Source organism: Capnocytophaga endodontalis (assembly GCF_002209445.1).
Classification (GTDB): Bacteria; Bacteroidota; Bacteroidia; order Flavobacteriales; family Flavobacteriaceae; genus Capnocytophaga; species Capnocytophaga periodontitidis.
The window spans coordinates 991,552-1,005,902 of the sequence record NZ_CP022022.1 but is presented as its reverse complement, the minus strand read 5'-3'; the positions used below and the strand labels follow the sequence as shown (position 1 = coordinate 1,005,902).

Sequence of the window (14,351 nt, the reverse complement as noted above, 5' to 3'; positions counted from 1 at the left end):
GGGTAATCCCTGATGCCTATAACCTAATACCTGTAACCTTATATTTTTAACATATAGGGATAAAAAACATATTTTTTCAATTGACAATTGACAATTAATAATTAACAATTGTTGTGACTAACATTTTTGTAAAAAAGAATCTCTACGCGCGAAAAGTCTACGGGTGATTAGTATTACTCGGCTATGATGTTACCACCTTTACACCTGTAACCTATCAACGTGGTCATCTCCCACGACCCTTAAAAGAAATCTCATCTTGTGGCGGGTTTCGTACTTATATGCCTTCAGCACTTATCCCATCCGCACTTAGCTACTCTGCTATGCCCTTGGCAAGACAACAGATACACCAGTGGTGCGTCCAACTCGGTCCTCTCGTACTAGAGTCAGATCCACGCAAATTTCTAACGCCCACAGTAGATAGAGACCGAACTGTCTCACGACGTTCTGAACCCAGCTCGCGTGCCACTTTAATGGGCGAACAGCCCAACCCTTGGGACCTTCTCCAGCCCCAGGATGTGACGAGCCGACATCGAGGTGCCAAACCCCCCCGTCGATGTGAGCTCTTGGGGGAGATCAGCCTGTTATCCCCGGCGTACCTTTTATCCTTTGAGCGATGGCCCTTCCATACGGAACCACCGGATCACTATGCTCTACTTTCGTACCTGATCGACTTGTGGGTCTCTCAGTCAAGCTCCCTTATGCCATTGCACTCTTCGCACGGTTACCAAGCGTGCTGAGGGAACCTTTAGAAGCCTCCGTTACTCTTTTGGAGGCGACCACCCCAGTCAAACTACCCTCCACGAATTGTCCCCTGCACTCTGCAGGGTTAGACCTCAGATAAGCAAAGGGTGGTATTTCAACAATGACTCCACAACTACCGGAATAGCCGCTTCTTAGTCTCCCACCTATCCTACGCATCACTTATCCAAGACCAATACGAAGATATAGTAAAGGTGCACAGGGTCTTTTCGTCCCACTGCGGGTAATCGGCATCTTCACCGATACTACAATTTCACCGAGCTCATGGCCGAGACAGTGTCCAAATCGTTACACCATTCGTGCAGGTCGGAACTTACCCGACAAGGAATTTCGCTACCTTAGGACCGTTATAGTTACGGCCGCCGTTTACTGGGGCTTCAATTCAAACCTTCGCTTACGCTAAGCTCTCCTCTTAACCTTCCAGCACCGGGCAGGTGTCAGACCCTATACTTCATCTTTCGATTTTGCAGAGTCCTGTGTTTTTGATAAACAGTCGCTTGGACCTTTTCACTGCGGCCTATCGCTAGATAGGCGACCTTTCTCCCGAAGTTACAGGTCTATTTTGCCTAGTTCCTTAGCCATGAATCTCTCGAGCGCCTTAGAATTCTCATCCCAATCACCTGTGTCGGTTTACGGTACGGGCATTAATCTTCGCTTTTCTTGGAAACGTTGTCACCACTCTATCACCTCGGCCGAAGCTTCAGTGTACTATTAAAGCTATAACTGCTCCTTTAACGTACTATTCCGTCAGTACGCGGTAGTTATCTCGTTCCGTCACTTTTATTAGATTAATGGTACAGGAATATTAACCTGTTGTACATCCACTTCCCCTGCTCGGGTGCGCGTTAGTCCCCGACTAACCCTCAGCTGATTAGCATAGCTGAGGAAACCTTGATCTTTCGGCGGGCAGGTTTCTCGCCTGCCTTATCGTTACTTATGCCTACATTTTCTTTTCTATCAGCTCCACTATGGCTCACGCCTTTAGCTTCCACGCCTATAGAATGCTCCCCTACCGGTATATTACTTAGTAATAACCCCATAGCTTCGGTAATATGCTTATGCCCGTTTATTATCCATGCCCAACCGCTCGACTAGTGAGCTGTTACGCACTCTTTAAATGTATGGCTGCTTCCAAGCCAACATCCTAGCTGTCAGTGCAGTCAGACCGCGTTTGGTCAACTTAGCATATATTTGGGGACCTTAGCTGATGGTCCGGGTTCTTTCCCTTTAGGATATGGACCTTAGCACCCATACCCTCACTGCTGATGAGCATTTAATAGCATTCGGAGTTTGTCAGGAATTGGTAGGCGATGAAACCCCCGCATCCAATCAGTAGCTCTACCTCTATTAAACTCACACCAACGCTGCACCTAAATGCATTTCGGGGAGTACGAGCTATTTCCCAGTTTGATTGGCCTTTCACCCCTACCCTCAGGTCATCCGAAGTCTTTTCAACGACAACCAGTTCGGTCCTCCACGCTGTGTTACCAGCGCTTCAACCTGCCCAAGGGTAGATCACCAGGTTTCGCGTCTACTACTACCAACTATTTGCGCCCTTTTCAGACTCTCTTTCGATGCGGATTCGTATCTGAAATACTTATCCTCGCTGGTAACAGTAACTCGTAGGCTCATTATGCAAAAGGCACGCTGTCACAGCCGTAGCTGCTCCAACCGCTTGTAAGCGTATGGTTTCAGGGGCTATTTCACTCCGTTATTCACGGTTCTTTTCACCTTTCCCTCACGGTACTAGTTCACTATCGGTCTCTCAGGAGTATTTAGCCTTACCGGATGGTCCCGGCCGATTCAGTCAAGGTTCCACGTGCCCCGACCTACTCAGGATTCCCTTAAGGTTTATATCGCTGTGCCTATACGAGACTTTCACTCTCTATGGTGTGTCTTTCCAAACACTTCTAATCCAGCTCTACAACCTATATCAGGGTCCTACTACCCCCGCATTGCCGTAACAATACGGGTTTGGGCTGTTCCCATTTCGCTCGCCACTACTTTGGGAATCACTTTTGTTTTCTTCTCCTCCGCCTACTAAGATGTTTCAGTTCAGCGGGTTTGCTCACCTTTACGGTGTAGTACATCTTCAATGTACTGGGTTGCCCCATTCGGATATTTGCGTATCATCTCGTATGTGCCAATACACGCAACTTTTCGCAGCTTATCACGTCCTTCTTCGCCTCTGAGAGCCTAGGCATCCCCCATACGCCCTTACATAACTTTTCGCGCTTGTAGTTTTATTCAATTAACAATTATCTATTATCAATTAAATAAATACCTCGTTCTCTTTGATTCTTTTTAATATTTTTCGTTAGATTATCAATAATCTATTATTGATCTCTTATGCTTTTTATCCCAATATGTCAATGTACGTTTGTTGTGGAGAATAAGGGATTCGAACCCTTGACCCCCTGCGTGCAAGGCAGGTGCTCTAGCCAGCTGAGCTAATTCCCCGTGCTTAATGACGAGTTACGAATTACGAATTACGATTTACGCTATTCGTCTCTCTTCAGCTCCTAGAATTTCCTTCTTTAGCTTGTAGTCCCAGGCAGACTCGAACTGCCGACCTCTACATTATCAGTGTAGCGCTCTAACCAGCTGAGCTATGAGACTTTGTTCTAATTAGCAAATTTGTAAATTAGCAAATTTGCAAATTTTATTTTGTTGTCAGCAAGATTTAAAGAATCAATTAATAATTAATAATTAACAATTAATATTCTTCCTTTTGTCTTTAAATTTCGGTTTTCTCTAGAAAGGAGGTGTTCCAGCCGCACCTTCCGGTACGGCTACCTTGTTACGACTTAGCCCCAGTCACTAGTTTTACCCTAAACAGCTCCTTGCGGTGACCGTCTTCAGGTACTCCCAGCTTCCATGGCTTGACGGGCGGTGTGTACAAGGCCCGGGAACGTATTCACCGGATCATGGCTGATATCCGATTACTAGCGATTCCAGCTTCACGGAGTCGAGTTGCAGACTCCGATCCGAACTGTGACCGTCTTTATAGATTCGCGCCTGCTCACGCAGTGGCTGCTCTCTGTAACGGCCATTGTAGCACGTGTGTAGCCCAAGATGTAAGGGCCGTGATGATTTGACGTCATCCCCACCTTCCTCACGGTTTGCACCGGCAGTCCCATTAGAGGGCTCGACCTTACTCGTTAGCAACTAATGGCAGGGGTTGCGCTCGTTATAGGACTTAACCTGACACCTCACGGCACGAGCTGACGACAACCATGCAGCACCTTGAAAACTGTCCGAAGAAAAAGGTATCTCTACCCCTGTCAGTCTCCATTTAAACCTTGGTAAGGTTCCTCGCGTATCATCGAATTAAACCACATGCTCCACCGCTTGTGCGGGCCCCCGTCAATTCCTTTGAGTTTCATTCTTGCGAACGTACTCCCCAGGTGGGATACTTATCACTTTCGCTTAGCCACTCAAACTCGCGTCCAAACAGCTAGTATCCATCGTTTACAGCGTGGACTACCAGGGTATCTAATCCTGTTCGCTCCCCACGCTTTCGTCCATCAGCGTCAATCAATTGTTAGTAATATGCCTTCGCTATCGGTGTTCTGTGTAATCTCTAAGCATTTCACCGCTACACTACACATTCCAACTACTTCACAACTATTCAAGACTAACAGTTTCAAAGGCAGTTGCTCAGTTGAGCTGAACGATTTCACCCCTGACTTATTAGCCCGCCTACGGACCCTTTAAACCCAATGATTCCGGATAACGCTCGCATCCTCCGTATTACCGCGGCTGCTGGCACGGAGTTAGCCGATGCTTATTCGTAAGGTACCGTCATCAAAGTACACGTACTCCTTATTCTTCCCTTACAAAAGCAGTTTACAACCCATAAGGCCGTCATCCTGCACGCGGCATGGCTGGATCAGTCTTCCGACCATTGTCCAATATTCCTCACTGCTGCCTCCCGTAGGAGTCTGGTCCGTATCTCAGTACCAGTGTGGGGGACATCCCTCTCAGAACCCCTATCTATCGTCGCCTTGGGGAGCCGTTACCTCTCCAACTAGCTAATAGAACGCATACTCATCTTTTACCGCCGTAGCTTTAATAAGTGCACGATGCCGTGCTCTTATACCATAGGGTATTAATCCAAATTTCTTCGGGCTATCCCCCGGATAAAAGGCAGATTGTATACGCGTTACGCACCCGTGCGCCGGTTTCAGCCCGAAGGCTTCTCCCTCGACTTGCATGTGTTAGGCCTGCCGCTAGCGTTCATCCTGAGCCAGGATCAAACTCTTCATCGTTAAATTCTTTTATTTCTTTAACCGATTTGTTTTTTTGTAGCGGGCGTATAGCATACGCCCCTACGAATTGACTTCAGGTTTCACTCGATTCTTTAAATCTTTTTTGTGCTGTACAACATTATGTCAATGTACGTGTTGTTTCTTAGTTTGAGACCGTGTTTTGTCTCATTTGCGGGTGCAAAGGTACGGCGTTTTTTTAAACTAGCAAATTTTTTGTGAACTTTTTTTATGATTTTTTTAATTTATTTTTTAAGTGATTGAGAATCAATAGAGATTTGAAAGAGAATCTCGGTGAGACTCCGAGGTGTCGGAGGGGTGCGAGCTGTGCGGGCGAGGATGGGGTGGGAGCGGTGAGAGAGAAACTCGGAGGGACTGGGAGAAACTCGGAGGGAATGGGAGGGGTGAGAGTTTTTTCGGGGGATGTGAGTGATGGGAGTTGTGGGAGGCGGTGGGAGCTATGGGATTTAGAGAAAGAGAGGGGGGTGATGGGATTTGGTGGTGATGGAAGTGGTGGAGTTCTTTTTTTTGGGGGGGAGTTTTGGGGAGTGAATAATTGAGTAATTGATATTTTTTAATATCTTTGCACCTATATTTATATAAATCAATAATGAAAAGAGTTTTTATATTTTGGCTATTAGCTTGCTCTTTTGTTCAAGGGCAGAATTCTATTTGTATAGGTGAACGACTATTGGTTTCTTCTAAAACATTAGGTGAAACACGCTCTATAAGTGTGTATTTGCCTGATTCATATTATGATTCTACCTTGAAAGCAACGGATTATCCGGTGGTGTATCTGCTGGATGGGGAGACGAATTTTAATTATTTTAGTACTTTGATGGAAAAACTGGCTCAAGGGATTCCTAATGTACCTGAAATGATTGTCATTGGAATTGAAAACACACAGCGCGAAAGGGATTTTGGGAGCGATAGTGACCGTTTTTGGCAGTTTATGGCTGATGAGCTTATTCCTTTGGTTAAAAAGCAATACAGATGTAGTGATTTTCGCATTTTAGTGGGTCACTCATTAAGTGGATTGGCGGTGGTTTCAGCTCTTAACAAACATACAGAGCTATTTAATGCTTATATTGCACACGACCCAAGTTTGTGGTGGAGGAAAAACGATGGAGAGCGGTTGTTTGAAGCGAATAAAGGAAAGGATTTTAAACATCGGATTTTTTATTTATCGTATTCGGGGAAGAAGGTGCGCAACAATGGACGCAGTAGGCATCGGGAGGCGATAGAGGCGGTACAGGCAATGGCTGCAAAGGGAGCTTTTAAGAATTTGGAGACTTATTTTGTTGAATATCCCAACGAGAATCACGGCACAATACAAGTGGTAGGAAATATGGATTTGATGCGGAGGCTTTTTGCAGAGATGTTCATCGACCGCAACGATATTGAGGAGAATCCAGCAGTTATCCAGCAGCGGTATGAGGCGCTTTCTAAAAGGTTACATTATAAGTTTGTGCCGAGTGAGAAGTATTTGAGAAATACCGAGAAATGGCTGAAGAAAGTAAAAAGTGAAAAGTGAAAATAGAAAAGGTGCTTAGAGAGATTGTTTTCCAAGCACCTTTTTGTTTTATTATTTGAAGTGACCGATAGCGTTGATGAAAGAAGCTCCTTTTACAGTGAGACCTTTGGTGGCTACATTGGTAGCAGGATTAATTACATAGATAGCAGGGTCACTGTTTTTTACATTTACTGGTAGATAGACTTTACCATTATAGACAGTAAGTTCTACGGGGTTTGACGTCATATTGGCAAAATCAGAGAGAGCTGGCAGTCCGGTTACCCAGTTGAAAGATTTAGCTTCCATATCTACAATAGCAAAGCGGTTTACATCTACTCCATTGAGGGCAGCTTTTGAAGCATCATTAAAGAACTCAAGCAAGAACTTATTACCGGTGATATGCCATACACGACGAAAGATTCCGTTACCGGATACTGCTGAAATATCAAAGAAGTAAGAACTATCAAAGTCGGTAGCACCTTGTTTGATACGCAAAGCACCTGCAGGTTTTGTTGAAGCAACATCGGGAGTTTGAGGGGCTTTTACTTTAGGAGGATTCTTAGCAATTGCTCCTGAAAATACATATACATCGCCATTATCGGCTTTACCCATTTCTAACAAATATTGAGATTTGAAACGACCTGCGCTATAGCTGAGCTTATCGCTTTTATAGCTACGTTTGAGGTTCAAGTCTTTATCGAGTACCCCTACATATACCACATCGGGATTGTGGATTTTACCAGTGCTTGAACCTTGAGCTACTTGCACATCTTTGTAATCAGAAACTATCATACCGCTGAAGAACTCACCGTTACCATTGTCTAAGATACCAGCAAACGACACGATTTCTTGAGTAGAAGAGGAGGTGTTCATCTCAGGAAGGAGATTTGCTGTATGGATAGTTTTGGTAAAAGCTTTGGTATAATTGTTGGCATTGCGGAAGTTGAAGGTTGCGCCGTCCTTTTTGCCTTCGTATTCTTGTCCGCCTACTACAGTTATCCAATAATCACTGAAGAAACCGAAAGTGGTGGCACGTTCGGCTACGTCAAAATCAGTAAGATGTTTTACACCTTGAGCTGTTTTTTCGTAAGAAATACCGATACCAGCTCCTTTAAAGCCATAGGATAGACCTACTGCTGTGTTCTTGTTGAACTGCCAGAAATAGCCATTAGCTTCTTTGAATTGTTCTTGGTTAGCAGAAAGAGGGAGTTCACCATTTTCTACGTTTTTAGCGACCAATAGATAACGAGTTTTATTTTGATCACCTCCAGCATCGATGAAGAAGTTAGCTCCCTCGGCAGAAGGAGGAGGAACTGGAGTATTATCGTCTTTTTTGCAAGACGTAAGGGCTACGAAGCTAACTAATGAGCCTACAAGTAGCGTTTTTTTGAATGTTTGAAAATTGATATACATATATTTAGAAATTAGTTGTTAGAAATTAGGGGTTAGTAGAATCGGTAGGAGAGTTTGGCATAGAAAGCGCGACCGGCTTTTTGGAGGCTGTAGTTATCGTACAACAATTCATCGGTGATATTTTTGGCTTCTACGGAAAGACTTAACCGTTTGTTAGGGGTGTAGTAGGTAAGACTCACGTCGTGAGAAAGTTGGCGAGGGACTTTAATTTTTGTTCCTTCGCTTTGCCACGAGGTAAAAAACTCTTCGGTGAAAAAGAGATTATAGTTTAGTGATAGTCTGTCGCGTTTAGCAATCAGGCTTTCTATATTACAAGTAGCATCGGCGTTGCCAAATAGATAAGGCATATTGGGCAAACGGTCGTTATAGATAGCAGAAGGGCGACCTGTTTCAGTAAATTCTTCTTTGTTGCGCAAGTTCATATAAGACAAGTTGCCACCTACTGAAAATGCATCTTTATAGAAGAAATAGCGCAGGGTAGCATCGACTCCCATATTGAGTACCTTACCGTGATTTCGGCTTCCTGCGGAGCCTTCATTAGCTCCTGCACTGATAATACTTCTGATGATATAATCTTTGATATAACGATAGGCAAAACCCACTTCTACTAAGAATGAATGTACTTTGAACGCAGGTTGATAAGAGAGATTTACATTCAGGTTATCGCTATTTTCGGGTTTGAGTTTATAGTTACCAATCTCTAAATCGCCATCGCCAAAGAGTTCGGTATCAGTAGGTAGACGGAAGCTCTTTTCATAAGAGAGTTTGACTTGTAAAGGCTTTAAGAGCTGATAAGTAGTCGCCCCACCATAACCCCAAGCCTGAGTGTGATGAGTTTCTTCTTCATATACCGCGCGACTTCCATATCCAGTAACAATCACTGGACCTGTTACAGCTGTATTGTAATATTTACCGAAAGCTAATATATTCCAACGTTCTGAGGGGGTGAACTTATATGATAATCCAGAGATATTTTTCTTATTGACACGCCTCATAAAATCGGAATCGAGGGTATAGTTGGTAATGAGCATATTTTTGTTACGCCGAGTGTAATTACTGAAGGTGTGTGTGAGTTGAAAAGAGTGTTTTTCATTGAGTTGATAGTCTATGTGTGAAGTGATGTACCCCGTTTTACCTTCAAAAATAGTATTCTGAAGTTGTGATTCACCACGAGTAACCATTGGTTCATACTCACCCGTCCAGCTATAACGGCGAGCTTCTTCATCTACATTCTGAGTGGTGGTAAAATCATAACGCCCTGTAAGGAAGAAAGAGAGACCGTTGAGGATATTCTTTTTCTCATATTCTACTGAAGATGAATAGTTATGAGATTTGCGGTACTTACCTCCAAAGACTTTTTGCATTAGGTTGGCGTTTTGGAGTTGTTTATTCTCTTGACTATAATTAAGTGCAAAAGAAAGTTTATCAGCCCATTTTTCATCGAAGATATTCACACGACCTATGATAGCCTCGTTGTGATAACGGTCGTGAAAGCGTTTGAACCAACGTTTTTCTTTAGAGTAAGAGCCTGTTTGGAGGTCGAGATATTCAGTAAATACTTTATAGCTGTTATCGGAGTAATTTTGGTAAGCATTGAGTTCTACACTGATGTTATCGGTGAGGAATTGCCCGAGGTTTAAGGTACTTTTATGGGTGTTGAAAGAACCAAAAGTATAGGAAAGATTGCCGTAGTTGTATCGGCTTTTGCGCGTTACTACATTGATAGCGCCCCCAAGAGCATCGGCACCAAAAGTAACAGGCACCACACCTTTGTAAATTTCGATACGTTCGATAAGTTCAGCGGGAATATTGTTAATGCGAAAAGAGGCATTCGCTTCGTTCATAGGTACCCCATCGATAAAGATACGCACGTGACGACCGGTAAAGCCATTGAGATTGATTGCTGTCTCAGCCCCAACCCCACCAGTTTCGCGCATCTTCACCCCCGATACACGAGCAAGCATATCGGCAGCATTGCTGTTGAGATTGCGGAGCTGTTGGGCTTCGATAGCAACCACGTTGTAAGCTGCTTTTTGCACTTGCTTGATAGGTGATTGCCCTGTGAGCACAACCTCACTGAGTTGCGTAACTTCTTCATCTACAGGTTGAGAAAAGAGTTGAGTTGCAAAAAATGACGCTAATAAAAAGGTGATATTTTTAGGTGATAAAAACATTATCGTATCTCTGTTTTTAGAATAACGGAGGCAAAGGTACGAAAATTATTTTGAATAATCCTAAATTAGCAATACTTTATCTTCCCATATATATCAATAGGATACTAATATCGGCGGGAGAAACACCGCTGATACGAGAGGCTTGAGAAAGGGTTGCAGGGCGTATTTTCTTTAGTTTTTCACGTCCTTCAAAAGAGAGGGAGATAATTTTATCGTAATCAAAATTATCGGGAATACGCACGCTCTCTAAGCGGTTCAGTTTATCGGCGTTATTGCGTTCTTTCTCTATATAACCTGCGTATTTGACTTCTACTTCAGCACAAGTCTTTTCTTCTTCATTAAGGTTATTTTCCTTTATATAACTTGCGATGCGATCTATAGACTCAAAATCGGCGAGTGTTACATCGGGGCGTGAGAGTACTTTTTGGAGTTTATCACCTTGTTTCATTGGTGATGAATCGTATTTTTCGAGAATAGGATTCACTTCGTCGGGGGTAACGCTCAATTCCTTTATATAGGTAATAAAGTCGTTTACTTTGCGATTTTTGGTTTCCCAAGCGCGGTAACGCTCTTCACTTACGGTGCCTATTTCATATCCCAGAGGAGTAAGGCGGCTATCGGCATTATCCTGACGGAGGAGGGTGCGGTATTCGGCACGTGAGGTGAACATACGATAAGGTTCTTCGGTGCCTTTGGTGATAAGGTCGTCGATGAGAACTCCTATATAAGCCTCGTCGCGTTTTAGTATAAAAGGTTCGCGTTCGCGCACTTTTAATACAGCATTCACGCCTGCCATCAATCCTTGAGCAGCAGCTTCCTCATAGCCTGTAGTTCCGTTGATTTGTCCGGCGAAGTATAAGTTTTCTATCAGTTTTGTTTCGAGTGTATGTTTGAGTTGGGTAGGTGGGAAATAGTCGTATTCAATGGCATAACCAGGGCGGAGGAATTTCACTTTCTCAAAACCAGCCACCTGACTAAGGGCAGCATATTGCACTTCTTCTGGCAAAGAGGTTGAAAAACCATTGACATACATTTCGACCGTATGCCAGCCTTCGGGTTCTACAAACAGCTGGTGACGCTCTTTATCGGCAAAACGGTTGATTTTATCTTCGATTGAAGGACAATAACGAGGGCCTACGCCGTGTATAATTCCTTGAAACATAGGCGAGCGGTCAAAGCCCGTACGAAGGATATTGTGTACGCGCTCGCTGGTGTAGGTCATATAACAATCTTTTTGCACGGCAAGAGGTTTTGTTTCAGAGGAAAAAGAGAATTTTTGAGGATGCTCGTCACCTGGTTGAGGAACCATCTTGCTGAAATCGAGAGAACGAGCATCTACACGAGGTGGTGTACCGGTTTTCATACGACCAGCCTCAAAACCGTGTTGCACGAGACATTCGGTAAGTCCGTGAGCAGCAGGCTCGCCTACACGACCGCCGCCGAACTGTTTGAGCCCTATGTGCATCACCCCATTGAGGAAAGTACCATTGGTGAGCACCACACTTTTGGCTTTGATAGTAACCCCTAAAGAGGTGCGTACCCCCACTACCCTATCCTTTTCGATAAGCAGGTCGTTTACCATACCTTGGAAGAAATCGAGAGTAGGGAGACTTTCGAGCTGTAAGCGCCAAGCTTCGGAAAAGCGCATACGATCGGATTGTGCGCGCGGACTCCACATTGCAGGCCCTTTGGACTGGTTGAGCATCTTAAATTGGATAGCCGTTTTATCGGTAATAATACCCATATAGCCGCCTAGCGCATCGATTTCACGCACTATTTGTCCTTTGGCGATGCCTCCCACAGCGGGGTTGCAGCTCATTTGGGCTATATGTTGGAGGTTCATAGTAATAAGGAGGGTTTGTGCGCCCATATTGGCGGCGGCAGCAGCAGCTTCGGCACCTGCGTGCCCTGCGCCTACTACTATCACATCATATTCAGTTGTAAACATTTGTCGATTTGTAAATTTGTCGATTTGGTAATGGGAGTGTTCAAAAAGTTTTATTGAGGTAGGCGTTTGCAAAACGCCCCTACAACATACTCTAAAAAAGAGTGATTATCAGTGTAGCAACAAAAAATTTGCCAACCATTTTTGATTGCCTATAATTTCAGGCGGCAAAGGTACAAAACAATTGACAATTAACAATTAATAATTAACAATTTACCTCGCGGTAAGCGCACTCTAAGAAGCGGTATTGGCTTTTGGGCATCGTTACAGTGATGGGGGTATTGGGTTGCTGGCGGGTGTAGATATAGGCTTCTTCTATTAGTCTATTACCTTTTTTTGAACGACTGTGGTGTTCTTGCCGACATTTCCATTCTAAATGCACTATATCTGTCAGCGGAATTCCCTCACTAAGATTCGACATAAAGTAGGCTTTCTCTTGGCAAATCACTACAAAAGGAGAATAGCGTTGAGCGAAGTTTATCAACTGCATCATTTGGGTAAAACGCTCGTAATCAGCATCACTCATTTCTTCTAATAGCTTTTGTAAGTATTTAATATTTCGACTATCGTGAAAATATAAGGCTATACACCATCCTAAAAATCCTGCTGCAGTAGGGTAGATTATAAAAGGATGCTGCTGGGTATAGAGAAGTAAATTTTCATAAAAAGAATGAGGCATATCCAACAACTCAAAAAGTAGAAAAGGGCAAAAAATTAGGCAAAACAATAGCCCTATGGATACTGATACTACCCCTACGTATTTCTTTAATTTAGCGATGTACAGCTTCCGTTTTTCGGGCATATAACGCGGACTGCTATAGTGCAAGTTGTTATCGGGTTTTCTATTGAAAAAATAGCAACCCGTTGCTATGCAGAGTGCCCAAAAAGGGATAGTAGCGACAAAACCCATTATTGATTTTTTGTTAAATAGTTGTAAAGAGCTTGAATGCTTTTTTCAAATCGTTTAATGATTTTAGGGTTGGTAACCTTATGCCACAATTGGGGTTGTTCATACCAAGCGGTACTTGCGCCAGCGCGGCTATAGCCGAGTTCTAACTGTCCGTTGATATTTACTATAAAGTAGTAATCGGAGGGGAAATAGGCATCTTTCACATCGAAGAAAACGATAGCTTTAGGGAGGTAGAAATCGCCGTATTCATAGGTAGTATGAGGCTTTTCGGTATTCCAAACCACAGCGTGTTTAAAAGGTTTGTTGTTATTCCAAAAAGCAAAGGTAGATTTTTTTTGAGGGAGCTCAAAAATTTGGAGCGCATCTTCGGGAATGAAGGCGCTGAGTGCTATAATTTTATCAAATAATTCGACTGTAATGACCTCGTTTTTCAGGGGTACATCGTGTAGTTTCTTTTCTCTATAGTAAATGCGTGGCATAATGATGTAAGTCTTTTTTGAGCGTGCAAAGTTAGTAATAATTTGTTAATTTGCCAATTCGTTAATAGGCTTGTAGTGTTTTTCTTTTTTGTTGTATTGCCATTCTATCATAGTTTCTTGCTTGGCGGAGAGTTCTTCATTGCAAAAACCTTCGGCATCGGGAACGATATGTATTTGATTGGTAGTACGGTGTTCCATCAGGGCAAAAAAACCGTATACCTTATGAGGTAGAATGCTAAAATGGCTGGTAGTTTCTTCTTTAGAGCCATTACAAGGGATGTGCCCCGCACTAAGTTCACCACCTTCTATCTTTCCTGAATAAGTCATTACATTGGCTGTAAATATGTTATGAAGTTTTTTACCTTTGGGTATCAACCAAAGTAGCTCTTCTCGTCCGGTAGGGTTATAGCGCACACTATTAGAAAAGAAAGCTCTGAGTTGGTAAGCGGGAGTTTTAGTATTCAGTTGTTGGGGGTGGGGTACTATTTCCAAGCCTCTCAAAGCGTTGTCTTCGGCTATAGACCATTGGTTTTCACCTTTGTAATAGGATTTTATTTTCTGTTTAGCTGTATGGTAGTTTATCACATATAAATCTATTTTTACAGCGCCCTGTTCTCTTTTAACAATTGGAAAGGTGATGAGCTGATACAGAGAGTCGCCTTGTACAGTTTGTGTATTATAGAAGTCCCAATAAACTTGACGTTTTTCGATTTTGAATTTTTTTTCAATTGCTTTGAAAGCAGGTGTTTCATAAGGGAGGTTTTGAGAGAAAATTGCTAAAGGCAAGAATAGCAAAAGATACAGATAAGGTTTCATTTTTTTATTTGTTTTTATAAGGTTCATTAATCTTGGGGCAAAGGTACAAATAATTTGTCAATTAGTCAATTAGT

The 14,351-nt window shown here is 43.1% G+C and carries 7 protein-coding genes, 2 tRNA genes and 2 rRNA genes; 1 reads left to right on the top strand and 10 read right to left on the bottom strand.

Annotation, left to right across the window (positions count from 1 at the left end; translation table 11 throughout):
• Positions 1 to 147: 147 nt before the first annotated feature.
• From CBG49_RS04780 to CBG49_RS04765, 4 genes are all read right to left on the bottom strand, one after another.
• Positions 148 to 2,991 (bottom strand): 23S ribosomal RNA (locus CBG49_RS04780).
• A 154-nt stretch (positions 2,992 to 3,145) separates the two neighbouring features.
• A tRNA-Ala gene (locus CBG49_RS04775) sits at positions 3,146 to 3,219 on the bottom strand.
• Positions 3,220 to 3,304: 85 nt separating this feature from the next.
• Positions 3,305 to 3,378, bottom strand: a tRNA-Ile gene (locus CBG49_RS04770).
• A gap of 139 nt (positions 3,379 to 3,517) precedes the next feature.
• Positions 3,518 to 5,030: ribosomal RNA gene (locus CBG49_RS04765) — 16S ribosomal RNA — on the bottom strand.
• Together the 16S and 23S rRNA genes with 2 tRNA genes alongside form the textbook arrangement of a ribosomal RNA operon.
• A 607-nt stretch (positions 5,031 to 5,637) precedes the next feature.
• Between CBG49_RS04765 and CBG49_RS04755 the strand changes: the two genes are divergently transcribed.
• Positions 5,638 to 6,561, top strand: coding sequence for an alpha/beta hydrolase (locus CBG49_RS04755; protein ID WP_088593594.1), 924 nt, complete (start codon positions 5,638 to 5,640; stop codon positions 6,559 to 6,561).
• A 51-nt stretch (positions 6,562 to 6,612) separates the two neighbouring features.
• Here the strand turns inward: CBG49_RS04755 and CBG49_RS04750 are convergent, their stop codons facing one another.
• From CBG49_RS04750 to CBG49_RS04725, 6 genes are all read right to left on the bottom strand, one after another.
• A complete protein-coding gene (locus CBG49_RS04750) occupies positions 6,613 to 7,953 on the bottom strand; it encodes a DUF4374 domain-containing protein (protein ID WP_088593593.1) in 1,341 nt (446 codons plus the stop codon).
• A gap of 32 nt (positions 7,954 to 7,985) precedes the next feature.
• Positions 7,986 to 10,127 carry a TonB-dependent receptor gene (locus tag CBG49_RS04745; RefSeq protein ID WP_088593592.1) on the bottom strand — a complete coding sequence of 714 codons (2,142 nt, stop codon included), beginning with the start codon at positions 10,125 to 10,127 and terminating at the stop codon, positions 7,986 to 7,988.
• Positions 10,128 to 10,203: 76 nt separating this feature from the next.
• Positions 10,204 to 12,075 (bottom strand): tRNA uridine-5-carboxymethylaminomethyl(34) synthesis enzyme MnmG, encoded by a 1,872-nt coding sequence (mnmG, locus tag CBG49_RS04740; protein ID WP_088593591.1) that lies wholly within the window; start codon positions 12,073 to 12,075, stop codon positions 10,204 to 10,206.
• Positions 12,076 to 12,277: 202 nt separating this feature from the next.
• Complete coding sequence (locus tag CBG49_RS04735; protein ID WP_088593590.1) at positions 12,278 to 12,982, bottom strand: signal peptide protein, YSIRK family; 705 nt, start codon at positions 12,980 to 12,982, stop codon at positions 12,278 to 12,280.
• Positions 12,982 to 13,461, bottom strand: a complete 480-nt coding sequence (locus tag CBG49_RS04730) for a hypothetical protein (RefSeq protein WP_009751187.1) — start codon at positions 13,459 to 13,461, stop codon at positions 12,982 to 12,984. The genes CBG49_RS04735 and CBG49_RS04730 overlap by 1 nt, the downstream gene beginning before the upstream one ends.
• A gap of 45 nt (positions 13,462 to 13,506) precedes the next feature.
• A complete protein-coding gene (locus CBG49_RS04725; RefSeq protein ID WP_227002959.1) occupies positions 13,507 to 14,277 on the bottom strand; it encodes a hypothetical protein in 771 nt (256 codons plus the stop codon).
• Between the last annotated feature and the right edge of the window lie 74 nt (positions 14,278 to 14,351).

Coding starts and splice junctions, on each gene's coding strand:
- CBG49_RS04755 (WP_088593594.1), top strand. CDS start 5,638: ATGAAAAGAGTTTTTATATTTTGGCTATTAGCTTGCTCTTTTGTTCAA.
- mnmG (WP_088593591.1), bottom strand. CDS start 12,075: ATGTTTACAACTGAATATGATGTGATAGTAGTAGGCGCAGGGCACGCA.
- CBG49_RS04730 (WP_009751187.1), bottom strand. CDS start 13,461: ATGCCACGCATTTACTATAGAGAAAAGAAACTACACGATGTACCCCTG.
- CBG49_RS04750 (WP_088593593.1), bottom strand. CDS start 7,953: ATGTATATCAATTTTCAAACATTCAAAAAAACGCTACTTGTAGGCTCA.
- CBG49_RS04735 (WP_088593590.1), bottom strand. CDS start 12,982: ATGGGTTTTGTCGCTACTATCCCTTTTTGGGCACTCTGCATAGCAACG.
- CBG49_RS04725 (WP_227002959.1), bottom strand. CDS start 14,277: ATGAAACCTTATCTGTATCTTTTGCTATTCTTGCCTTTAGCAATTTTC.
- CBG49_RS04745 (WP_088593592.1), bottom strand. CDS start 10,127: ATGTTTTTATCACCTAAAAATATCACCTTTTTATTAGCGTCATTTTTT.